The organism is Rhabdaerophilum sp., from assembly GCF_046092605.1.
Classification (GTDB): Bacteria; Pseudomonadota; Alphaproteobacteria; order Rhizobiales; family Beijerinckiaceae; genus Rhabdaerophilum.
The window spans coordinates 1-22475 of sequence record NZ_JBJTDY010000086.1 but is presented as its reverse complement, the minus strand read 5'-3'; the positions used below and the strand labels follow the sequence as shown (position 1 = coordinate 22475).

Here is a 22475-nt window from a genome sequence, read left to right as displayed (position 1 = left end):
TTGTAGGCAAGCCTGCGCTTTAAGCAACCGTTTTTGCGCAAGGAACAGATGGAGTGTGATGCGTTTTTTGCATGCGATCCATGAGGCGGATGCAAGTGTACGGCATTTCAATCGAAGACAATGCGCGGAGCAGCTTTCCTGCTAGTTTCTCCCTCCAGCAAACTCCACACGCGGTCGGCGATCGCGAGATAGGCCTGGGCGTGCGGACCATCGGGCTCGGTGACGACCACCGGCAGGCCGGAATCCGAGCGCTCGCGAATATTCATCGCGAGCGGGATTTCGCCGAGGAACGGCACGCCCTGTCGAACCGCTTCTGCCTGCGCGCCGCCATGGCCGAAGATATCGTAGCGCTTGCCCGTATCGGGCGCGATGAAATAGCTCATGTTCTCGATGACGCCGAGGATCGGCACCTCGACCTTGCGGAACATCGCCACGCCGCGCCGCGCATCGATCAGCGCGAGATCCTGCGGGGTCGAGACGATCACCGCACCGGCGAGCGGCACATTCTGCGCCATGGTCAACTGCGCATCGCCGGTTCCTGGCGGCATGTCGACCACGAGGATGTCAAGTTCGCCCCAGGCGACCTCGCGCAGCATCTGCTGGATGGCGGAGATGACCATGGGCCCGCGCCAGATCATCGCGGCTTCCTCATCCACGAGAAAGCCGATCGACATGACCTTCACGCCATAATTCTGCATCGGGTTCAGCGTGCGCCCTCCCGCGAGCGTCGGCTTGCCATGAATCGCGAAAAGCTTCGGCATCGAGGGGCCGTAGATGTCGGCATCCAGCACGCCGACCTTCAGCCCGCGCGCGGCGAAGGCGAGCGCGAGATTGCAGGATGTCGTGGATTTGCCCACCCCGCCCTTGCCGCTCGCGACGGCGATGATGTGCTTCACGCCCTGAACGGCGATGCGGGCGGGATTCATGGGGCCGGATGCGGCAGGAACGGCGGGCTTTTCCTGCGCTGAGGCAGGCGCGGCGCGCGAAGGTGCCTTCTCGGCCGTCAGCGTCACCAGCGCGGAGGCAATGCCCGGCACGGCCTTTGCGGCCTCCTCCGCCGCCTTCCGCAGAGGTTCGGAATTGGCAACCTGATCCGCGGCCACGGAAAGGGAGAAATAGGCCTTCCCCTGATGCACGATGATGTCTGACAGCGCGCCACTGGCCGCGAGAGTGCCGCCACCGGGCATCGAGACCTGTTCGAGTGCTTTGAGAATGGCGGCTTTATCGGACATTTCAGCTTTTCTTCTGTTTTTCAGCTCGGATCGACTCGTTGTTCCGGTTATGGGCGGAAAGCGCACGAGGTCAATGCTTCCGCATTCGGAACTCATGCGCCAGAGCATCGGGCTCAGGGGTCGCGAAGGGTGATCTGCCCCGGTTTGGGCGCGAATTTTGGCAATCTGCGTCATTCCTCCAGCGCCTGACAGCACATGGCCGACCCTTGGGAAGCGCGGATGATGCCTCGCGGGCCTGCAGCGAAGGCATCATCGGCGGCGAGCCCGCTCCAGTCGCCACCGCAGCATGCGCTGCATCTTGGGCAAATCGTCATGCAGATTGGCAATCCGCTTCGATTGCCAAGCCGATTATTCCTTGGCAGTCTCGCGTTCAGGAGCGGTGGCCGAAAGCTGCCGATGCCCAAACGAAAACAGGGAGAGTTGATCCATGACCACCAAACGCGTTCTTCTCGCGACGGCCGCTCTTGCCATGGCGGGATTTGCCACGGGCGCGCAGGCCCAGGCCATCACCGAGATCAAGATCGGCACCGAGGGGGCCTACCCGCCCTACAACAACCTGAACGCCAAGAAGGAGCTTGAGGGCTTCGAGATCGATTACATGAACGATCTCTGCGCGAAGATGAAGGTGAAGTGCACCTGGGTGGTGCAGGATTGGGATGGCATCATCCCCGCACTGCTCTCGAAGAAATATGACGTGATCGTCGCCGGCATGAACGCCACGCCGGAGCGCCAGAAGCGCGTGGATTTCACGGATGTCTACACCTCCACGCCGATCGCCATGGTGGGCGCGAAGTCGATCACCTCGACGGACATTTCGCCCGCAGCGCTGAGGGGCAAGGCCATCGGCGCGCAGGGCTCGACCATCCACATGAACTTCCTCGAGGCCTATTACAAGAACTCGACGATCCGCCCCTACCCCACCCAGGAGGAGGCCAACCTCGACCTGCTGAATGGTCGCCTCGATTACATCGTGGCCGACCTCGAGGCGCTCGAAAGCTTCATCAAGGACAAGGGCAAGGATTGCTGCAAGGTGATCGCCGAGGTGAAGCGCGATCCGGCGATCCACGGCCCGGGCGTCGGCATGGCGATCCGCAAGGAAGATGCGGCGCTCAAGGCGATGCTGAACAAGGCGATCGCGGAATCCAAAGCCGATGGCACCCTCGACAAGCACGCGATGAAATGGCTGGGCAAGAAGGCCATCCAGTAAGGATCGGCCTTTCGCCTGAACCCGCGAGGCGGGGCTGGAACCGGCCCCGCCTTCCCCCTGTGACGGCCCGCCGGCGAGGCCCCTCCCCGCATGGAAAAGTATCTCTCCCTGCTCTCCTTCGGCGATACAGGCTGGGGCGATGAACTGCTGCAGGGTGCTCTCGTCACCATTTCCATCGCGATCGCCACCCTGCCCTTCGGGCTGGCGCTGGGATTGCTGGTCGCGCTGGCGAGCCGCTCGCAATCGAAGATCGTTTCCGGGCTCGCAACGCTCTACACCACGGTGTTTCGCGGCGTGCCGGAGCTTCTCACGCTCTACATCATCTATTTCGGCGGGCAGATCCTCATCCAGAAGCTCTGGACAGGAATGGGCTTCCCGGGTTCGCTGTCGATCTCGCCCTTCATCGCCGGCATGGTGGCGCTCGGCCTGGTTCTCGCCGCCTTCTCCTCCGAGGTTTGGGTGGGGGCGCTCAATTCCATCCCGAAGGGGCAGCGCGAGGGCGCGGCGGCGCTCGGCCTCACGCGCGGGCAGGCCTTCCGGCTGGTGGTGCTGCCGCAGCTCTTCCGCGTGGCCCTGCCCGGCCTCGGCAATAACTGGATGGTGCTGCTGAAGGAGACCTCGCTCGTCTCGGTCATCACGCTGCAGGACCTGATGTTCATCGCCACCCGCGCGAATGTGGCGACGAAGGAGCCCTTCCTGTTCTTCTCGGCCGCGCTTTTCATCTACCTCATCTTCTCCGTGCTCTCGGCATGGGGCATCGGCCGCATGGAAATGCACGCCAACCGGGGATATGCCCGATGACCTGGTGCGAGGCTCCCGGTTTCTATCTCGGCCATGAGGTGCTGGAGCGCTACGGCTGCCGCATGGCCGATGGCCTTGTGCTCACGCTGCAACTGGTGGGGATTTCCTCCGCGCTCGGCTTCGTCTTCGCGATTGGTCTGGCGCTGCTGCGCCTGCACGGGCCGGCGCCGGCGCGCTATGCGGTTGTCGGTTACACCACCCTTTTCCGAGGCACGCCGCTGCTCTGCCAGCTCTTCCTGATCTATTACGGGCTCGGAGCCTTCCGGCCGTTCTGGCAGGAAATCGGATTGTGGTGGTTCTTCCGCGAGCCCATCTATTGCTGCCTGCTCGCCTTTACCATGAACACCGCGGCCTACCAGGCCGAGATCCTGCGCGGCTCCCTTCAGGCGCTGCCGAAGGGACAGGTGGAGGCCGGGCGCGCGCTGGGGATGCGCGCTCAGGCCATCTTCCTGAAGATCGAGATGCCGCAAGCCCTGATCATCGGCCTGCGCCCGCTGGGCAACGAGCTGATCACCATGATCAAGGTGAGTGCGATTGCCTCGCTGGTGACCCTCTTCGACCTGATGGGCGCGACACGCCTCGCCTTCGCGCGAAGTTTCGACCTGTCCATTTACCTCTGGACGGCGCTGATCTATCTCGCGTTGGTGGAGATCATCCGGCGGGTCTGGGGCCTCATGGAAACGCGGCTCACGCGCCATCTCGCGCTGCGCTGAGCCATCCCCGCCGGAACAGGAACAACGGAGAAAACGATGGCGAAGGTCGCATTCCTCGGGCTGGGCGTGATGGGCTACCCCATGGCCGGCCACCTTGCGAACAAGGGCGGGCACGAGGTGACGGTCTACAACCGCACCGTCGCGAAAGCCGAGAAATGGGCGGCCCAGCATGGCGGTAAGGTCGCGCGCACGCCGAAGGAGGCCGCCGAGGGGCAGGATTTCATCTTCGCCTGCGTGGGCAATGACGACGATCTCCGCGCCGTGATGGCCGGGCCGGACGGCGCATTCCATGGGGCGAAGGCGGGGGCGATCTTCGTCGACAACACCACGGCCAGCGCGGAAGTCGCGCGCGAACTGCATGTCGCGGCGCGGAAGAAGGGCTGCGCCTTCATCGATGCCCCGGTTTCGGGCGGTCAGGCCGGTGCCGAAAACGGCGTTCTCACCGTGATGTGCGGCGGCGATGCCGAGCCCTATGCGAAGGCCGAGCCGGTGATCATGAGCTTTGCCCGCGCCTGCCGCCTGCTCGGCCCCTCCGGCGCGGGGCAGCTCACCAAGATGATGAACCAGATCTGCATCGCGGGCCTCGTGCAAGGCCTTTCCGAGGCGATTCATTTCGGCAAGCGCGCGGGCCTCGATATCGAAGCGGTGCTGGAGGTGATCTCCAAGGGCGCGGCCGGCTCCTGGCAGATGGAGAATCGCGGCAGGACGATGAACCAGGGCAAGTTCGATTTCGGCTTTGCGGTGGACTGGATGCGCAAGGATCTCGGCATCGTGCTCGATGAAGCCCGCAAGAATGGCGCGCATCTGCCGGTGACCGCTCTGGTGGATCAGTTCTATTCCGAGGTGCAGAAGATGGGTGGCGGCCGCTGGGATACGTCCAGCCTTGTCGCGCGGCTCGAACGCTAGAGCGCAAACCGATCTGATTGAATCAGATCTGGCGCTCACTCTTCTTGTTTTCGCATCCGCTTTTTCCGCCACCCGGTATCCACTTGGCGGGCGGATGCTCTAGAGCATTGTCCGACCGTGTGGACAGCGCTTGGTCGAAGAAAATGCGTGAAAAACCAGAAATGAGAGCGGACGGCCTCATTCAATCAGATCGGAGCCGCTCTAGGGTCAGGACCCGGTTTCGGGGGCGCGGCCCTGCCGGGCAGCCGAGACCGTGCCACTTTTCGCTGAGGGCGGAGAATTAACCCTCGGGAATGGGGAATAAATCTGCGGGAATTTAGCCACCCATAGCCGTTGCGGAAGGCCGCCTGCCCCTAGCGGATGAGAAAGGCCGGGTCGCCCCGGCCTCTTGTTGTCTCAGCACTGGCCCCCTGCCCGTCTCTGCGGCGTGCAATCCACCGGTCGGCCTGTTGGCGGGGGCGCCTGCGGCGCTGGCCGCGCCACGGGCGGGGGCGCCACCGGACGCACGGCCGGCGGCGGCGTCGGCGGTGTTGGCTGTGCCATAGGCGGCGACGGCCGCACCTGCGACTGCGGCGGCGGAGGTTCCGGCTGGGCCGGGCGCGTCATCGGAGGCATTGGCCGCGCTTGCGGCTGTGGCGGCGGAGGTGCCGGCTGGGCCGGGCGCGTCATCGGAGGCATTGGCCGCGCTTGCGGCTGTGGCGGTCGCATCTGCGGTTGAGCCTCGCGGGGCGGCATGCGCGGCATCGGGTTCACGCCAAGCCCGTTCTGCTGCGGCATGGGGCGACCCTGCGGCGGCGGCGGCCGGAGTTCGATCTGCCGCTGGCGCAAAAGGGGATCACGATTGACGGGCCGCCGATCATCCGGATTGGCCATGGCGGGATCGCGCCAGCCCGGCGGACGCGGTGGATTGACTGCGGGTGCCGTGGGCGGCGTGAGCCCCTGGGGGCGTATCGCCGGACCGGTGGGTCCTGGAGGCGGGCTGACGGCCGCCGGCCTCTGCGTTGGCGGATTGACGGTGGGCGGATTTGCTGGCGGAGTGCCGATTGCCGGCCGCTGCGCCGGACCAACCGTTCCGGGCGACGGATTGGCAAGGCCCGGCAGGCCCCCGCGACCGGGCTGGCCGGGAGGAGCCGGCGCGACATCCGGCCGGATGCCCGGCGCGGTTGGCGGAACCGGCCGACCATTGGGCGGGGGCGGCAGCGTGGTGGGCCTTTGCGCAGGAGGCTGGACGACACTCGTCTCGGGCCTTGTCACAGGCGGAACCGGCTGGGGAATGGTGCCGGGACGCGTCGGGTTCAGCACACCGGGAATGCTTCCGGGAGCGGGCGACGGCACAGGGAGCCGAACCAGCGGCGGCCGGTTCGTCACCTGTGGCGCGGTCAACCCGCGCGGGTCAAGGCCGGCCGGGAGAACCACCGGCCGACGCCCGAAACCGGGCTCGCGCGGCGGGCGCGGGGGCAGATCGAAGGTCGTTTCGCGAACCGGAGGCGGACGACGCCAGGCGCGGTTGGCGAGGATGGCGGCCGCGGTGATCCCCGCGACACCGGCCGCGATGGCCACCACCGGCAGGCCGCGTTCCTCGATGCGCGGAGGTGGCGGGGGCGGCAACTCGATGATCGCGAGCGGTGGGGGCGGCAGGAAGCCCACCGGCCTGGCCCAGGGCGGCGGCAGGCGTTCCCAGCTTTCAGCCAGAACGACCTCCTCGTAGATCACCACCTCCTCGACCAGCGGCGGCGGAAGGTCGTCATAGATGACCTCTTCGAAGGAGGGCGGCGGTGCCACAGGTGCCGAGAGCCGGATCAACCGGTCTTCTGCCTCGGCCGCATGGGCGCCTCTGGGGTAGCGCTTGAGATAGGTCCAGTAGGCGCGCTCGGTATTGGCGCGACGGGTGCGCTGCCAGTAGGCCGCCTCGCGCCGGGCCGCCACGGTGGCGCGCGCACGGCGGGCCAGCACATGGCCAGGGAAGGCGCGGATGAATTCCTCGTAAGCGGCGATCGTGTCGATCTCCACGGCACGGGCATAGCCCTGTTCGGGGGTGAGTTGCGCCATGGGGCGCTCGCGCAGGAGATTGGCCTCCGGTGCCACTGCCGCCGCGAAACCCGGAGCGCCCGGATTGAGCACGAAACCCGGCGCGATGCCGTTCAGCAACCACGGCGTGACGACGCCCTGGGTGAGATCATGCACACGCAGGCGCAGGCGCTCCATCATCCCCTCGACCGGCAGGCCCGGTTCGATCAGGACCTCCGCCAGCGCCATCGCGAAAGGGCCGTAGCTGGTCGTGGGCAGCGGCGCCGCCCGCCCCGGCGATTGATTGAAGCCGATGAGCGTGCCTCCCGCGCGATCCGCCAACGAGAGGCCGCGACCGCCATCGGCCACGAGCTGCAAGACGGGATGCTGGTAGGCGGCATCGAGAAAGACGAAGCGCGCGCGGGCGGGCAGGCCCGAAATGCCGCGCAGAAAATCGGCAATGCGCAGGCCCTCGGTCGCAAGGTCGTTGCGCTGGCGCAGGCGGGCATCGACGGGAATGAGAATGTTGTCGCCATCATCCTGCAGGGCGAGACCGGAGACATAGACCGCGATCACCACATCCGCCCCGGCCTCCATGGCCTTGTCGGAGAAGTCGCGGAACAGGGTTCGGAATTCCCCCTGGTTGAGGTTCGCCGCCTCTGTGACCTCGAATCCCGCACTTTTCAGGGTCTGCGCAACAAGGCCGGCATCGCCCAATGCGGTCGGATGCTGCGTCGCGCCGTAATCCGCGAGGCCCACCACGAAGGCGAGGCGCTTGCCCGACTGCGCGAAGCCCGGCTGGAGCACCACGACCAGCATGGCAAGGGCCATCGACCCGGTGGCCATCAGCCCCCAGAACAAGCGCTGAAGTTGCATGGCAGAAATCCGTTGCATGGATCATCTCCTTCCACGCTGAGAAAGCAGTTTTCAGGCTAATCGTTCCCGGATGAACCTGGAGCAACGGCATTGGACGCCCGAACGATGTCGGGAACATGGTCAGATTGGGCCGTTGCGCCCGCGCTGCCCTGCGGTGCCTCAACGCCGTGCAAAAGACGGACCTGCAAGAGACGACCCTGCAAGAGACGACCGCGCAAGAGCCGAAGGGGAAGCAAGCCCCGCGAGCAGATCGTCGCAAGACCAGCGCCTGCCGCCATCATCATGATTTTCCGGGTTGCCCTTGAAGATACGCGCGATGGCGTTGAGCCGACCATCATCGCGCACCGAGAGCCGGTATTCCTCGCCCTGCTTCTCCACCGTGAAGCAATAGCTGCGACGATCCTTGGGCGGACCGTAATGATAGCAGATCGCATCGCCATCGATGTTCCAGCAGGCATCGACATTGAGCGTGAGCCCGTTATCACCCAGCGCACGTCCGTCCGGCGCGTGATATTCGCTGAAAAGCCCGCCATTGCTGTAGGCTCCGGCGACGGTATTCCCCTGAAAAGCCTCACGAATGGCCTCGCCGGAGAGCTTCTCGCCCGCCATGGCCGGGAATGCGAGGACCAACAGGAGCAGGATGAGCGGGCGTCTCACGCGGTGGCACTCGGCCGGCTGGAAACCTCGCCATGCCAGCGACCGAGGTTTGAGAGCTGCTCCGGCAGGACGATCTTCGCGGGCTTGAGGAAATCCAGGGTCACCAGCAGGGTGATATCCGCAACGGTGAAACGGGAGCCAACGAGAAAGGGCTTGTCCGCCAGTTCGCGATCCAGCAGCGCCATCATGGCGAGCGCGCGCGGGCGATTGGCCTCACCCCAGGCCGGGATCTGCGGAACCTCGTACTCCACCATGCCGGGATGGGTATGGCGAAAAGCGGCCTGAACCGCCTGATAGAGCTCGAACTCCACCCGCCTCTGCCACATTTCCACAAAGGCGCGCTCCCGCGCTCCGGTCCCGAAGAGCGGCGGCGCGGGGTGCAACTCCTCGAAATAGCGGCAGATCGCGATCGATTCGCTGAGGTGGCTGCCATCATCCAGTTCGAGCACCGGCACGCGCTGCAGGGGGTTGCGCGCGGTGAATTCGGCTGTGCGGTGATCCATCCTGCCGAGATCGACCGGCACTTTCGGGATGTCGATCCCCTTCTCGGCGAGGTAGATCCGCACGCGCCGGGCATTGGGCACCCGTCCGCCATCGAAGAGGCGCATCTTCGTCTCCCTGCAAATCACAACCCCGGAACGGGATCACGCCCGGCGCGGCGGGTCAAGGTTGCGGTGGGTTCTCGCGCCTCGCCTCGGCCTCGGCGCGCATGCGGCGGCGATATTCGGCCGGCGGCTCGAAAGTTCCGGCCCAGAGACCGCGAAAGGCTGCGCGCGCTTCCTTCTCCTCGGCAGGGTAGCGGCCGAAATCCACCGCGAAGCCATTCCGCACGAGATCGGCGTTGATATCCGTGCCATGAACGCGGCAGGTGACGAGCAGACGTCCATACCGGTCGGATTCGTGGCCCGTGCAGGCCACCGGCCCGCGCGTGAGCCAGCGCTGCAGCGCCTGCGTGGCATGTCGACCGCAGGGCACGGATTGACCAGCCAGATTGCAAAGCTGGCGGGATTCCGGCGCATCGATGCCTTGCAGGCGCATCTCGCGACCTTCAACGACGAGACTGTCGCCATCCAGCGCGCGGGCGCTGCCGACAACCATTTCCTCCGCCTTGCGGTGGAGGGCGGCTGCAAACATCACGCAGGCCGCGATGAACAGGGCCGCAGAGAGAAAGCGGGGGCGAAACATTGGCATGGCCTAGCTGATTCCCCGGCAAAGCCGGAATAGATCACAAATTTCTTGCCCCTTGCGCCATTCCGCCAAGCTTCGATTAACGATTTGTCAGGCATTCTGGGCAACGAGAGCGATCCGTTTTTCCAAACGTTCCGATGCGTCCGCACATTCAAACGGCTGCCGAGATCGAACGCAGGCAGGCGCAGGCCGAGAAGGCCGATGCGCGCCGGCGCGATCTGACACGCGCGGTGCGGGACACGCGCGAGAAGATCACCTCCCTCTCCGGCCTGCGGCGTATCTTCGAGATTGAACTGGCGCGGCTTTTTGCCAGATCGCATCTCGACGCTGTTGTGATTGTCCATGCTTTCGCCATGGTGATTGCCGCGGCAACACTCACCTGGACCGCCCCTGGCCGCTCGCTCGTGTGGCTTACCATCACAATTCTGGCGATTGCCGCGCAATGGATGGTCTGCCGTGCCTTTCTGAAGCTCGAGAATCCGGCCTCCGCGCTACGGGCCTGGATGATCCGCCTGATGCTGAGCGAGGTGGCGCTTGTCTTTTGCTGGGCCTCGCTTCCAGTTGTCGTGCGGGTGCCGGAATCGGAAGGGCTGAAACTCTTCCTGCTGTTCTCGATCCTGCTTTTCGCGGCACTTTCGGCGGTTCTGTCGCATCCGTTGCCGGCGGCGGTCTATGGTGCCATCCTTCCGATTGGCGCGGCGATCGTTTTCCTCATGGTGGACCGCCAGCCGACCGAGCGCTGGATGATCGCCGGATTGAGCTTCGGCGCGGTGCTGCTCTTCGTCGTGCTGGCGAGCCGCCTTTACCAGATGACCCTCGACGGCCTGCAGGCGCGCGCCGAGAAGGACGAGCTGATCCACGAGGTCGAGCAGGCCAATATCCGCCTCAAGGAAGCGACGAAGCACGCGGAAAACGCGAATGCCGCGAAATCGAAATTCCTGGCCACCATGAGCCATGAACTGCGCACGCCGCTCAACGCCATCCTCGGTTTCTCGGAGGTCATCCGGGGCGAGATGTTCGGTCCGATCGGGAACGAACACTACAAGTCCTATGTGAACGACATCCATTCGAGCGGCTCGCACCTGCTGGAACTCATCAACGAGGTTCTGGACCTCTCGCGCATCGAAGCCGGAAAGCATGAACTGCAGGAGGAAGCGATCGACCTCGTCTCCACGGTCGCTGCCTGCGTGCATATGCTCGATCTGCGCGCCAAAGGTCGCGGGCTGATCATCCGCACCGCCTATACGGAGAACATGCCGCGCCTCTGGGCGGATGAGCGCGCCGTGCGTCAGGTGGCGCTGAACCTGCTCTCGAACGCCATCAAGTTCACCCCGCAAGGCGCCGAAATCATCGTGAAGGCGGGCTGGACCGCCTCGGGTGGCCAGTATTTCTCGGTGCGCGACAACGGCATGGGCATTCCCGAGGAGGAGATCGAGACCGTGCTTTCGACCTTCGGACGTGGCTCGCAGGCACTGAAAAATGCCGATCCCGGCTCGGGCCTTGGTCTGTCGATCGTGAAAAGCCTCGTGGAACTGCATGGCGGCGCGTTCCGCCTCACCTCCAAGTTGCGCGAGGGCACGGAGGTGATCGCCATCTTCCCCGCGACGCGCGTGATGACCGCGATGGCCGCCATCGATCCCGACAGCCCCAGGCCAGCGGCCTCCAGCCTGCAGCAGAACCTGCCAGGCGCGATCCGCGCGGCCTAAACCTTTTCCGGCACGCCGGCTTCGGCAAAGGTCGCCATGCCGGTATGGCATGCCAGTGCCGTCTTCACGATCGCGCAGGCCAGGGCCGCTCCGCTCCCCTCCCCCAGCCGAAGGCCGAGATCGAGGAGGGGCACAAGATCAAGCCGCTTCAGCACTTCGGCATGCGCGCCTTCGGCCGCGACATGGCCCGCAAGGCAATGCGCGATGCTCGAGGGCTCCAGCGCGTGCAAGACCGCCGCGGCCGAGGTCGCGACATAGCCGTCGAGAATGACCGGCACGCGCTCGATGCGCGCGGCAAGGATCGCCCCGGCAATGGCCGCGATCTCGCGACCGCCGAGCCGGCGCAGCACCTCCAGAGGGTCCTTCAGGGAGCCACGGTGCAGCGCGAGCCCGGCCTCGACCGCCGCCACCTTGCGGGCATGGCCGGCATCATCGACCCCCGTGCCACGCCCCACCCAGGTTGCGACAGGCCCACCAAAGAGCGCGGCATGGATCGCCGCGGCGGCCGTTGTGTTGCCGATCCCCATCTCGCCCAGGCAGAGGAGATCCGTGCCATTGGCGATGGCTTCCATGCCGAAGGCGATGGTGGCGGCGCAGGCCATCTCCTCGAGCGCCGGTCCCTCCGTGAAATCCTCCGTGGGCAACTCGATCGCCAGATCGAAGACCTTCAGGCCCAGATCATGCGCCTTGCAGATCTGGTTGATGGCGGCCTGCCCGTTCGAGAAGCTCGCGAGCATCGCCTTGTTCACCTCGGACGGATAGGCCGAGACACCCTTCCTCGCCACGCCATGCGCGCCGGCAAAAATCGCCACCAGCGGCCGGTTGATGCGCGGCGGCGCCCGGTGCTGCCAGGCCGCGAGATGCGCGACGATTTCTTCCAACCGCCCGAGTGCGCCCGCCGGCTTGATGAGCTCAGCCTCGCGCGCCAGCACCTGCGCCCGCGAGGTCTCGTCCGGGCCGGGAAGCGCACGCAGCAGGGCGCGAATGTCGTCGAAGGGCAGGCCGGTGGGAGGCACGGGACGATTTCCTGAACTGGCGGAGGGAACTCGGGGTCGCTACCATGCCCGCGAGGCTTGCGGCAAGGCGGCGATTCCCGCGCCTATTGCCAAAGGCAAGGGGCGAGCCGAAAGGCATATCGGATGAATGAGCAGCCCCGGGGCAAGACCGGAATTCCCCTTCTCGCGAAGCCGCCGATGCGGCTGGCGCAGGCGCTGCGATTCTATTCCCGCCTGCCGGTTCCTCGCCTGCCCTTCGAGGCGAACCCGCATGGGATGCCGAATTTCACGGCGATTGCACCGGCGGTGCCCGTGGCCGGCACCATCCTTAGCGGCATTGGTGCCTTGGTGGGGGCGGGCGCCATGATTTTCGGCCTCTCGCCAGGCATCGCCGCCGCCCTCACCCTCTGCACCATCGTCATCATCACCGGATGTTTCCACGAGGATGGCTTTGCCGATGCCTGCGACGGCCTTTGGGGCGGCATGACGGTCGAGCGGCGCCTCGAGATCATGCGCGACAGCCGCGTCGGCGCCTATGGTGCGGCAGGCCTCGCGCTGAACCTGCTGTTGCGCTTCGCGATCCTCGCCGAACTGTTCCGCCTGATGGGGCCCTTCGCGGCCATCGCCATTGCACCGGTTGGCGGGCTGTCGCGCGCTCTTTCGCTGCTCCCAACGCTTGTCCTGCCTCCGGCACGGACCGGGGGGATTGCGGCGGCGACACTGATGCCGGGCCGGAGCGGCCTCTTCGCCGCGATCGGGATTGGCGCGCTGCTCTTTGCCGGCAGCATGCTGCTGCTGGAACTGCCAGGCGCGATCTGGGTGGCGATTCTGTCCGTTCTCCCTGTGTTGGGGCTTGCCGTGCGGCTCATGCGTCACAAGATTGGCGGTTTCACCGGCGATCTTCTGGGCGCAACCCAGCAGCTCACCGAAATCGCTTTGCTTCTGGCCGTCGCTGGCGCGAGTGCCGCACGCGGCCCGTTTTGAGGAGGAAACATGAATTCGCCCCGCGTGACCCTGCTGATCCTGCTTGCCCTCGGCGTCGCTCTGGTTCTGGCCGTCAGCGGCGGCCTTCCCAGCCTCTCCGGCGACGATATGGCCAGCATCGTCGCCTTCGGTATCGTTCTAACGATGATGGGCACATGGGCCCTCGCGGAAATCCGCGGCAATATGGGCGAGAGCCTCAGGAACCTGCTCATCTGGGGCGTGGTCGTGCTCATTCTGGTCTTCGGCTACCAGAACAAGGCGATGCTCGGCTTCGCGAGCTGATTGTTTCAGTTCGACAATCCGCCCTCGCCATCGACCACCACGAGGGTCGCGAGCATCACGGCGACGGATTTGCGCAGGCCATTCCGGATGGCGAAAGCCTCGCCCATCGCCACATGCTGGCGCTTGCCGGCGCGGATGATGCGCCCCTCCGCCTCGAAACGCTCGCCGGCGGCGGGAGCGAGCAGGTTGATCTTGAACTCGCTCGTCAGCACGGCCTTGCCCTTGGGCATCAGCGTCAGCGCGGCATAGCCGCAGGCGCTGTCGAGGATGGAAGCGATTGCCCCGGCATGGCCGAACCCGTGCTGCTGGGTGATGGCCGGGGAGGATGGCAGGCCGATCACGATCCGCCCGGGGCTTGCGTGATCCAGGACAGCACCCAAAGTCGCCATCAGCCCTTGCCGGAAGAAACTCTCGAACACGCGGGCAAAGACGGCATCCTCGTTCATGCGGCAATCTCCCGTGCGGCCCCCGGCCTGCGACGGAGATGGCCGAGCGCCTCGCGCAGCACCTCGGCACCCGCGCCGGCCTTCACCGCTTCCGTGGAAAGGTGACGGCGAAAGCCCCGCGCACCGGGCTGGCCATGAAACAGGCCGAGGAGGTGGCGCGTGAGGGCATTGGGCGAATGCCCGGCCAGCACGAGGCCTTCGAGATAAGGCGTCAGCCGCTCCAGCGCCTCGAACAGATCCCCCGCCGGTGCTGGCTCGCCGAACAGCCCCGGATCGACCTCCAGCAGCAGGCCGGGATTGTGATAGGCCGCGCGGCCGAGCATCACGCCATCGAGGCCGCGAAGTTCGCCATCGGCGGCAAGAAGCACCTGCGCTTGTGCGATGCTGGCGATGCCGCCATTGATGGCGATGGGCACCGTGGGAAGCCGCGCCTTGAGACGCCGCACGCGCGCATGATCCAGCGGCGGGATGTCGCGGTTCTTCTTGGGGGAAAGGCCCTGCAGCCACGCTTTCCGGGCATGAACGAACAGCGCATCGCAGCCCGCCACGACCACGGCATCGGCCAGCGCATCAAGCGCCTCTTCCGTATCCTGATCATCCACGCCGAGCCGGCACTTCACGGTGACGGGGATGGAAACCGCGCTCTTCATCGCCGCGACGCATTCGGCGACAAGCTGCGGCTCGCGCATGAGGCAGGCGCCGAAGCGGCCGTTCTGCACGCGGTCCGACGGGCAGCCGCAATTCAGGTTGATCTCGACATAGCCATGTTCCTCGCCGATCCGCGCGGCGCGGGCCAAATCCTCGGGGTCGGAGCCGCCGAGTTGCAACGCGACGGGTTGCTCCTGTGGCGAGAAGCCCAGCAGGCGCCGGCGATCGCCGTGGAGCACGGCGCCGGTGGTGACCATTTCCGTGTAGAGGCGCGCGCGACGGCTCAGGAGCCGGTGGAAAAACCGGCAGTGCCGGTCGGTCCAATCCATCATAGGTGCGACAGAAAAGCGAATGTCTTCAGGCGAAAGCATGGGCCGGACATAGCGCGGATGCGCGAAAAGGCCAAATCGCAGCCGAGAGGGCAGCCGCGCTTATTCCGTTGCGAGCTTGGGCATCGCGGCGATCAGCGCGCGGGTATAGGGGTGCCCGGGCACCGTGAAGACGCGCTCGGTCTCGCCCTCTTCCACGACAAGGCCGTGCTGCATCACCATCATGCGATCCGAGAGATAGCGCACGATGCCAAGATCATGGCTGATGAAAACCATGGCCAACCCGAATTCGAGCTTCAAATCGCTCAACAGGTTCAGGATCTGCGCCTGGATCGAGACATCGAGCGCGGAGGCCGGCTCATCCGCCACGAGGATGCGCGGCCGCGTGATGAGCGCGCGGGCAATGGCGATCCTCTGCCGTTGCCCGCCGGAAAACTGGTGAGGGTAGCGGACCAGCATATCGGCATTGAGGCCCACGCATTCCAGCATCTCGGCCACGCGCGCCCGGCGTTGCTCCCGCGCGAGGCCGGGCTCGGCAACATCAAGCGGCTCCGCGACGGTGTCGAGAATGCGCATGCGCGGGTCGAGCGAGCCATAGGGGTCCTGAAACACCATCTGGATGCCGTGGCGCCTTGCGCGCAATTCGGCCGCCGAGAGCGCCGTGATCTCTTCACCCTGCCAGAACAGCCTGCCGGAATCGGGCCGCTCCAAGGCCATCAGCAGGCGCGCGAGCGTCGATTTTCCGGAACCGCTCTCACCCACGATTCCCAGGGTTTCGCCCGCATCGACATGGAGCGAGACATCACGCACCGCCTCGATGCGCGCGCGCTGCTCCAGCCATGAGGCCCGCGGCAGGATGTAGGATTTGTGGAGGTTTCGGGCTTCCAGCACGCGGGTCATTCCACCCTCCCGGGATGGAAGCACCAGGCGCGCGTATGCTCGACGGTGAGCGGTGGCTGCTCTGCCGCGCATCGCGCATCTCCGCGCGGGCAGCGGCCGTGGAAGGGACAGCCTTCCGCGAGCAGCCGCGCCGGGGGCACAAAACCCGGGATGGGCTGGAGACGCGTTCCCTTTGAGCGCCCGCGCGGCAGGGCCGCAAGCAGGCCTTGCGTGTAGGGATGGCGCGGCTGGCGCAGCAGGGCGATCGTGTCGCCGGTTTCCATCGCCGCACCGCCATAGAGAACAAGGGTATGCCGGGCGACGCGCGCGATCACCGCAAGATCATGGCTGATGAAGAGCGTAGCCATGCCCTCATGCAGGCGAAGGTCGCGCAGCAGGTCGAGAATCTCGCTCTGCACGGTGACGTCGAGGGCGGAGGTCGGCTCATCGGCGATCAGCAGGGCGGGCTTGCAGGCCATGGCCATGGCGATCATCACGCGCTGGCGCTGACCGCCGGATAATTCATGCGGATAGGAGTGGAGCCGGCGAAAGGGCTCCTCGATCCCCACCCGCTCGAGCAGGCGCTCGGCCTCCCGCAAGGCTTCGGCATGTTCCATGACGCCATGCAGAACGAGGGGTTCGGCGATCTGTTCGCCGATGCGATGCACGGGGTTGAGTGCCGTCATCGGCTCCTGGAAGATCATGCCGATGCGATGGCCGCGAATGGTGCAGAGGCGCGCCTCGTCGAGCGCCAGCAGGTCCTCCCCCTCAAGGAGGACCTGCCCGCAGGCCTCCATGCCCGGCGGCAGGAGCCCCATGATGGCAAGCGCCGTCATGGACTTGCCCGAACCGCTTTCGCCCACGAGTCCCAGTGCCTCGCCCCGGTCGATGGCGAAGGACAGATCCCTGAGGATCGGCGTGCCCCGGAAGCGGATGCGCAGATGCTCGACCCGGAGCATGGTTCAGCGTTCCTTCGATTTCGGATCGAGCACGTCGCGCAATCCGTCGCCCAGCAGGTTGAAGCCGAGCACGGCCAGCGCGATCGCCGCGCCGGGAAAGATCGCGAGATACGGTGCCTGCGCGAGGAAGGTCTGGCTGTCATTCAGCATCCGCCCCCAGGAAGGATTCGGCGGCTGCGTGCCGATGCCGAGATAGGAAAGCCCTGCTTCCGCAAGGATCGCCAGCGCGACTTGCACGCTGGCCTGCACGATGAGGATGCCCCTGATGTTCGGCAGGACATGGCGATGCAGGATGCCGAAGGTGGAACGCCCTGCCGCCTGCGCGGCGCGGATATAGTCGCGCGCCATCACCTGCAGGGACGCGCCCCGCGCGATGCGGGCGAAAACCGGGATGTTGAAGATGCCGATCGCGATGATCGCATTCACCAGTCCCGGCCCGAGAAAGGTGAGGATCAGGATCGCGGTCAGCACGGCCGGAAAAGCGAAGGTGAAATCGCAGAGGCGCATGATCGCCTCATCCGCGAGGCTGCCTTCGCGAGTCGCGGCCATCATGCCCAGCGCCACGCCGATCGAAAGACCGATTCCCACCGCGACCACGCCCACGAGCAGGGCGTTGCGCGCGCCCATCATCAGCATCGAGAGAACATCGCGGCCGAACTGATCCGTGCCAAGCCAGTTCGTGGCCGAAGGCGGGCGCAGACGGGCGGAAATCCGCATCGCCGTGGGGTCGAACGGCGTCCAGATCATCGCCAGCAAAGCCACGCCCAGCACCAGAAAGGTGATCGAAAGCCCCAGGACGAAGCTGGGATGGCGCAAAGCGCGACCAATCATCGACCGACCCCTCGCCTGAAGCGCAGGCGCGGATCGATGAGGCCATAGGCCATGTCCACACCGGCATTCACGAGGATAACCGCGCCGACATAGATCATCACGAGGCTCTTCACGGTCACGAGATCATGCCCGCCAACCGACTGGAAAATCAGCCGCCCGAGGCCGGGCAGCGCGAAGACATTCTCGATGATGATCGTCCCGGTGATCAGGAAGGAGAACTGCAGGGCCAGCATGGTGATGACCGGCACCATGGCGTTGCGCAGCACATGCCGGCGCAAGGTCTGCCCCGCCGTCAGCCCCTTGGCACGTGCGGTGCGCACGAAATCCTCGCCCAGCGCTTCCAGCACGGCCGTCCGCGTGAGGCGCGCGAGCACGGCGCCCTGCGGCAGGGCCAGCGCGAAAGCCGGCAGGAAAAGCGCCTGAAGCCCCTTGAAAAAACCGGTCTCCCAGCCCGGAAAGCCCCCCGCCGGAAACCAGCCGAGCCCGATGGCGAAAACCAGAACCATGAGGATGCCGAACCAGAAATTCGGGATGGCGAGCCCCACCTGCGCTCCGGCCATCAGCGCGGAATCGACAAGGCTGTTCGCGCGGCTGGCAGCCAGCGCCCCGAGCGTGATGCCCAGAATGGAAGCGAAGAGGCTCGCCATGATTGCCAGAGGCAGCGTGACTGGCAGGCGCTCGGCGATCAGGCCCGCCACCGGCACGCGATACGCATAGGAGATGCCGAGATCGCCCGTGAAGAAACCGGCGATCCAGCCGAAAAACCGAACGAATGCCGGGGCATCAAGCCCGAGTTCGGCGCGCAAGGCAGCCACCGTTTCCGGAGTGGCCGTGAGCCCCAGCATCGCGGCAGCGGGATCGCCCGGCAGGATTTCCGTGACGGCGAAGATCAGGATCGCCGCCACCGCAAGGGTGGTCAACAGCGTCGCCAGCCGGCGCGCGAGGAAGGCGAACATGACAGGAAGCCGCGCGGCCGCCCCGGGCGCTCACTCCCAGTTGAGCTGTGCGAGCGGATTGGCGGGCACCGGCCAGTTGTTCCACATGCCCTTGAGGCCGGCGCGGCTGACCGTGATCTTCGGCAGCATGAAGAGATAGACATTCACATGGTCTGCGGTGATCAGGCGCTGGGTCTCCTGGAAGGCCGCGATGCGTTCCGCCTCGGTCTTCGCCGATTTCGTGCGCGCCACGGCAGCCTTCACCGCCTCGGAGACATAGCCGAAATAATAGCCGTCCCGCGCATAGATGTTGATGTCGAGCGGCTCGACATGGGCAATGATGGTGAGATCGTAATCACGCTGGCGAAAAACGCGTTCCAGCCACTGAGCCCATTGCACCGGCTCGATCGAAACCTTGATCCCCACCTGCCCGAGCATGGCCGCGACGATCTCGCCGCCGCGCTGGGCATAGGCCGGCGGCGGCAGGCGCAATGTCACCGAAAAGCCGTTGGGGTAACCGGCTTCCGCAAGAAGCCTCTTCGCGGCGGCGGGATCATGTTTCACCGCGCCCGTGAGATCGACATAAGCCGGATGGTTCGGCGAGAAATGCGTGCCGATCAGCGTGCCGAAGCCCGATATCGCCCCTTCATTCACCTGCGCGCGGTCGATGGCCTTGGAGATCGCCTCGCGCACCTTCGGATTGTTGAAAGGCGCCTTGCCATTATTCATGGCGACGATGGTCTCGCCCTCGGTGCGCCCGATGCTGACGCGCAGGTTCGTATTGGCGCGAAGCTGCGGCACGGCTTCCGGCGCGCTGAGATTGGTATGTGCGTCGCAATCCCCCGCCGTGAGTGCTGCGACCTGTGCCTGCGGATCGGAGATGAAGCGGAAGGTGGCATTGGCGATCGCCGACTTCCTCCCCCAGTAATTCTCGTTTCGCTTCAGCACGAGGCGGTCGCCACGGTTCCAGCGCACGAGCTGGTAGGGGCCCGTGCCCACCGGCTCGGTGGCGGCCTTGTCGGCGGATTTCGCGGAGAAGATCGTGGCATCCGCCCAGGCCAGTCCATCGAGGAAATCGCCCACATAGCTCTTGAGCGTGATGATGACCGTGCGGGTATCGCGCGCCTCGATGCGGTCGATGGGCGCGAAAATCCATTTCTGGCTGTTCTTGGAATCGGGCGCCATTGCGCGCTCGAAGGAGAATTTCACATCCTCCGCCGTCAGCGCCGCGCCATCATGGAAGGTCACGCCGGAACGCAGAGTGATGGTGTGGATCAGGCCGTCCGCGCTCGGCTCGATCTTCTCGGCGAGGCGCGGCTCGATGCGCCCCTCGGCGTTGAAGGCGAGCAGCGTCTCGAACACATTGTCATAGGTGACTTCGCGAATGGCTGCCGCCGCACCACCGGCGGGATCGAGGATCGGCGGTTCCAGAGTCTGGCAAACCACCACGGAGTCCCTCGGTGCCTGCGCCAAGGCGGGCAGGGCGAGCGGCAGGGCGAGGGCGGCAAGCCTCAGGGAAAGCGCCAGGCGGCAGGATGAATGTTGCATGCGACGATCCTCCCCAGACATGCGATGCGCTTTCGCGCAAACGGACTTATGCATTCTCCGTGCGCTCGTGCAACAGCGTGAGCGCGGCGGCCGCCATGACCTTGGCGGAAGCGAGCATATCATCAATTCCGATCCATTCATCCGGCTGGTGGGCGAGATCGAGGATTCCCGGCCCATAGGCCACGCATGCCTGCACCGAACCATGCCGGGTGATGTGCTTCTGGTCGTAGGTTCCGGGCGAGGCGACGAGGCTCGCCGGCCGGTCGAAGAGCTTCTCGATCCAGTGCTCCAGGCTCTGCACGAGCGGCGCATCGGGTGCGGTCATCGTCGGCTCGAAACTCATGATCTCGCGGATCGAGTAGTCTATTCCGGCGCGCGCGGCCTTCACGCGCTCGATCAGTTCGACGATCTCGCTCTTCACGGCGGTGAAATCCTCCTCGACGAGATAGCGCCGGTCGAGCACCAGACGGCAGCGATCCGCCACGACAGGGGCGGGGCGGCCATCGCCGGGCTCGGGCTGGCCGCCATGGATCGAGTTGAAATTCAGCGTCGCGCGTCGCGCGCCCTCCGGCATGCAGGGCATGGCCGTGACCCGATTGCCCAGACGGGGCATCAGGTCCTTCTCGATCAGCGCCAGCAGGTCGCCCATCCCGGCGATCGCGTTGACACCGAGGAAGGGCATCGCGCCATGCCCGATGGCGCCGGTGATCTCCACCTCCGCCCACCACACGCCGCGATGGCCGAGGCAGATTCGATCCGGGTTCAGCGGCTCGGGGATGATCACGTGATCAACGCGCGAGCGATCAAAAAAACCCTGCCGCGCAAGATAGCCCGCGCCTCCGAAACCGCCGGATTCCTCGTCCGCCGTGCCGGAGAATTCGAGCGCGCCGCGGGTGAGAAGCCCGCAGGCGAGCAATGCATCGATCGCGATGAGGCTCGCGGCGATGCCGCCCTTCATGTCACAGGCGCCGCGACCATAGACGCGGCCATCCTTCACCACGCCCTCGAAGGGCGGGACGGTCCAGCCCAGGCCGACCTCGACCACATCGATATGTCCGTTGAAATGCACGCAAGGGCCAGCCTCTGTGCCTTCGAAGCGGCCGATCACGTTCCAGCGCGGGAAGGCGTCGCTGTCATCCGGCTCCCCCAGCGCCCGGATATGGCGCACCGCGCCGCCCCGCGCTTCCAGCCATTCCCCGAGATAGGCGCAGATCGCGCGATAATCCGCGCCCGGCGGGTTGATGGTGGGAAAACGAAGCAGATCCTGCGTGAGGCTCACAAGGCCCGCGCGCGAGGCATCGATCCGCGCGAAAAGCCGGCTGATGGTATCCACCGCGACCATGGCTCCTCCCCGCTTCCTGCGAGAGGATAGCCGGGCGTGCGCCGCTGGCTAGAAGAAAATGCCCCAGATGAACCGGGCCGACACCACCACGAGGAACAGGCCGAACGCCACTTCCAGCGTGCGCTTCTGCATCCGGTGCGCCAGGCGCGCGCCGAAGGGCGCGAAATAGGCCGAAACCGGCGCGATGAGCGCGAATCCGAGAAGGGAAACATAACCCACCGAAAGCGGCGGCAGCACCGGCATCTTCGACCAGCCTGCGAGGATGTAGCTGATCGCTCCTGGAATGGAGATCAGCACGCCGAGACCGGACGACGTCGCCACGGCGTTGTGGATCGCCTTTCCATGCAACGTGAGGATCATGTTCGAAATGGCTCCGCCGCCGATGCCCATGAGAGACGAGGCAAGACCAATCAGCACGCCATAGGCCCGCATGCCGACCTTCCCAGGCAGTTCCGGCGCGATGCGCCAGTCATCCCGGCCCGCGAGCAGCTTCGTCGCATTCGAGGCGGCGACCAGCACGAAGACGAGTTTCAGGACCAGGGGTGGCGCAAAAGCGGCAATCGCCCCTCCCGCCAGCACCGAGAGCGCCACCGGAACGGCCCAGACCTTCAGCACATCCTCCAGCACCTTCCCCTTCGCGCGATGCGCCCGGTAGGATTGCACGGATGTCGGGATGATGATGGCCAGCGAAGTGCCGACACAGAGATGCATCCGCACATCTTCCGGCACCCCGAGAAAGCCGAAAATCTGGTAAAGCACGGGCACGATGACCGCGCCGCCGCCCACCCCGAACATGCCGGCGAGAAGCCCTGTCACGACACCTGCGGCGAGCAGCGCGAGGACCAGCGGAACGAGGTCGCCGAGGGGGATTCCGAGCATGATGTGGATTTCCGATGGGAATGGATGCGGAACGGCTGTAACGCAGGCGCAGGTCCGGCGCAAATCGAACGGCAGGACACCTGAGAGAAACGCGGCCAAATCCGCTCCGCCACGCCCACATCTTT

At 65.6% G+C, this 22475-nt stretch carries 22 protein-coding genes; 7 read left to right on the top strand and 15 right to left on the bottom strand.

What is annotated here, in order from left to right; genetic code table 11:
• Nucleotides 1-107: 107 nt before the first annotated feature.
• The gene (locus ACKODO_RS07075) at nucleotides 108-1232 is read right to left on the bottom strand and encodes an Mrp/NBP35 family ATP-binding protein (RefSeq protein WP_408982745.1); all 1125 of its coding nucleotides are present in this window, start codon (nucleotides 1230-1232) and stop codon (nucleotides 108-110) included.
• 427 nt (nucleotides 1233-1659) lie between these two features.
• Here ACKODO_RS07075 and ACKODO_RS07070 point away from each other — a divergent pair, with 427 nt between their 5' ends.
• The 4 genes from ACKODO_RS07070 to ACKODO_RS07055 all read left to right on the top strand — a co-directional run bounded on the left by ACKODO_RS07070 (nucleotide 1660) and on the right by ACKODO_RS07055 (nucleotide 4859).
• Complete coding sequence (locus ACKODO_RS07070) at nucleotides 1660-2439, top strand: transporter substrate-binding domain-containing protein (RefSeq protein WP_408982744.1); 780 nt, start codon at nucleotides 1660-1662, stop codon at nucleotides 2437-2439.
• Between the two features lie 90 nt (nucleotides 2440-2529).
• Nucleotides 2530-3240, top strand: coding sequence for an ABC transporter permease (locus tag ACKODO_RS07065; protein ID WP_408982743.1), 711 nt, complete (start codon nucleotides 2530-2532; stop codon nucleotides 3238-3240).
• Nucleotides 3237-3953, top strand: coding sequence for an ABC transporter permease (locus ACKODO_RS07060; RefSeq protein WP_408982742.1), 717 nt, complete (start codon nucleotides 3237-3239; stop codon nucleotides 3951-3953). Before ACKODO_RS07065 ends, ACKODO_RS07060 begins: the two co-directional genes overlap by 4 nt.
• A gap of 36 nt (nucleotides 3954-3989) precedes the next feature.
• On the top strand, nucleotides 3990-4859 hold the full coding sequence (locus ACKODO_RS07055; protein ID WP_408982741.1) for an NAD(P)-dependent oxidoreductase: 870 nt from the start codon (nucleotides 3990-3992) through the stop codon (nucleotides 4857-4859).
• A 396-nt stretch (nucleotides 4860-5255) separates the two neighbouring features.
• Here the strand turns inward: ACKODO_RS07055 and ACKODO_RS07050 are convergent, their stop codons facing one another.
• From ACKODO_RS07050 to ACKODO_RS07035, 4 genes are all read right to left on the bottom strand, one after another.
• Nucleotides 5256-7760: a caspase family protein gene (locus ACKODO_RS07050; protein WP_408982740.1), complete on the bottom strand. Its 2505-nt coding sequence runs from the start codon at nucleotides 7758-7760 to the stop codon at nucleotides 5256-5258.
• Nucleotides 7761-7901: 141 nt separating this feature from the next.
• Nucleotides 7902-8399 (bottom strand): hypothetical protein, encoded by a 498-nt coding sequence (locus ACKODO_RS07045; RefSeq protein ID WP_408982739.1) that lies wholly within the window; start codon nucleotides 8397-8399, stop codon nucleotides 7902-7904.
• Nucleotides 8396-9007, bottom strand: a complete 612-nt coding sequence (locus tag ACKODO_RS07040) for a glutathione S-transferase family protein (RefSeq protein ID WP_408982738.1) — start codon at nucleotides 9005-9007, stop codon at nucleotides 8396-8398. Before ACKODO_RS07040 ends, ACKODO_RS07045 begins: the two co-directional genes overlap by 4 nt.
• Before the next feature lie 55 nt (nucleotides 9008-9062).
• Nucleotides 9063-9590 carry a thermonuclease family protein gene (locus ACKODO_RS07035; RefSeq protein WP_408982737.1) on the bottom strand — a complete coding sequence of 176 codons (528 nt, stop codon included), beginning with the start codon at nucleotides 9588-9590 and terminating at the stop codon, nucleotides 9063-9065.
• A 134-nt stretch (nucleotides 9591-9724) separates the two neighbouring features.
• On the opposite strand from ACKODO_RS07035, the gene ACKODO_RS07030 reads away from it, so the two are divergent.
• Entirely contained in the window at nucleotides 9725-11293 is a 1569-nt protein-coding gene (locus ACKODO_RS07030) for a sensor histidine kinase (RefSeq protein ID WP_408982736.1), read from the top strand.
• Here the strand turns inward: ACKODO_RS07030 and cobT are convergent.
• The gene (gene cobT, locus ACKODO_RS07025) at nucleotides 11290-12309 is read right to left on the bottom strand and encodes a nicotinate-nucleotide--dimethylbenzimidazole phosphoribosyltransferase (RefSeq protein ID WP_408982735.1); all 1020 of its coding nucleotides are present in this window, start codon (nucleotides 12307-12309) and stop codon (nucleotides 11290-11292) included. The two genes, ACKODO_RS07030 and cobT, sit on opposite strands and share 4 nt — an antisense overlap.
• A 123-nt stretch (nucleotides 12310-12432) precedes the next feature.
• Here cobT and ACKODO_RS07020 point away from each other — a divergent pair, with 123 nt between their 5' ends.
• Entirely contained in the window at nucleotides 12433-13272 is an 840-nt protein-coding gene (locus ACKODO_RS07020; protein WP_408982734.1) for an adenosylcobinamide-GDP ribazoletransferase, read from the top strand.
• Nucleotides 13273-13281: 9 nt separating this feature from the next.
• A complete protein-coding gene (locus tag ACKODO_RS07015) occupies nucleotides 13282-13554 on the top strand; it encodes a hypothetical protein (protein WP_408982733.1) in 273 nt (90 codons plus the stop codon).
• Nucleotides 13555-13559: 5 nt separating this feature from the next.
• On the opposite strand, the gene ACKODO_RS07010 is transcribed toward ACKODO_RS07015, so the two are convergent.
• Genes ACKODO_RS07010 through ACKODO_RS06970 form a run of 9 tightly spaced genes read right to left on the bottom strand, consistent with a single transcriptional unit; the run spans nucleotide 13560 to nucleotide 22350 of the window.
• Complete coding sequence (locus tag ACKODO_RS07010) at nucleotides 13560-14000, bottom strand: PaaI family thioesterase (RefSeq protein WP_408982732.1); 441 nt, start codon at nucleotides 13998-14000, stop codon at nucleotides 13560-13562.
• Nucleotides 13997-15019 (bottom strand): tRNA dihydrouridine(20/20a) synthase DusA, encoded by a 1023-nt coding sequence (gene dusA / locus ACKODO_RS07005; RefSeq protein ID WP_408982731.1) that lies wholly within the window; start codon nucleotides 15017-15019, stop codon nucleotides 13997-13999. Before dusA ends, ACKODO_RS07010 begins: the two co-directional genes overlap by 4 nt.
• A gap of 60 nt (nucleotides 15020-15079) precedes the next feature.
• A complete protein-coding gene (locus tag ACKODO_RS07000) occupies nucleotides 15080-15877 on the bottom strand; it encodes an ATP-binding cassette domain-containing protein (protein ID WP_408982730.1) in 798 nt (265 codons plus the stop codon).
• On the bottom strand, nucleotides 15874-16815 hold the full coding sequence (locus tag ACKODO_RS06995; protein ID WP_408982729.1) for an ABC transporter ATP-binding protein: 942 nt from the start codon (nucleotides 16813-16815) through the stop codon (nucleotides 15874-15876). The genes ACKODO_RS07000 and ACKODO_RS06995 overlap by 4 nt, the downstream gene beginning before the upstream one ends.
• Before the next feature lie 3 nt (nucleotides 16816-16818).
• A complete protein-coding gene (locus tag ACKODO_RS06990; protein ID WP_408982728.1) occupies nucleotides 16819-17646 on the bottom strand; it encodes an ABC transporter permease in 828 nt (275 codons plus the stop codon).
• The gene (locus tag ACKODO_RS06985) at nucleotides 17643-18602 is read right to left on the bottom strand and encodes an ABC transporter permease (RefSeq protein ID WP_408982727.1); all 960 of its coding nucleotides are present in this window, start codon (nucleotides 18600-18602) and stop codon (nucleotides 17643-17645) included. Before ACKODO_RS06985 ends, ACKODO_RS06990 begins: the two co-directional genes overlap by 4 nt.
• Before the next feature lie 30 nt (nucleotides 18603-18632).
• Nucleotides 18633-20129 carry an ABC transporter substrate-binding protein gene (locus ACKODO_RS06980; protein ID WP_408982726.1) on the bottom strand — a complete coding sequence of 499 codons (1497 nt, stop codon included), beginning with the start codon at nucleotides 20127-20129 and terminating at the stop codon, nucleotides 18633-18635.
• Nucleotides 20130-20175: 46 nt separating this feature from the next.
• Nucleotides 20176-21471 carry an acetylornithine deacetylase/succinyl-diaminopimelate desuccinylase family protein gene (locus ACKODO_RS06975; RefSeq protein WP_408982725.1) on the bottom strand — a complete coding sequence of 432 codons (1296 nt, stop codon included), beginning with the start codon at nucleotides 21469-21471 and terminating at the stop codon, nucleotides 20176-20178.
• A 48-nt stretch (nucleotides 21472-21519) separates the two neighbouring features.
• Nucleotides 21520-22350 carry a sulfite exporter TauE/SafE family protein gene (locus ACKODO_RS06970; RefSeq protein ID WP_408982724.1) on the bottom strand — a complete coding sequence of 277 codons (831 nt, stop codon included), beginning with the start codon at nucleotides 22348-22350 and terminating at the stop codon, nucleotides 21520-21522.
• Between the last annotated feature and the right edge of the window lie 125 nt (nucleotides 22351-22475).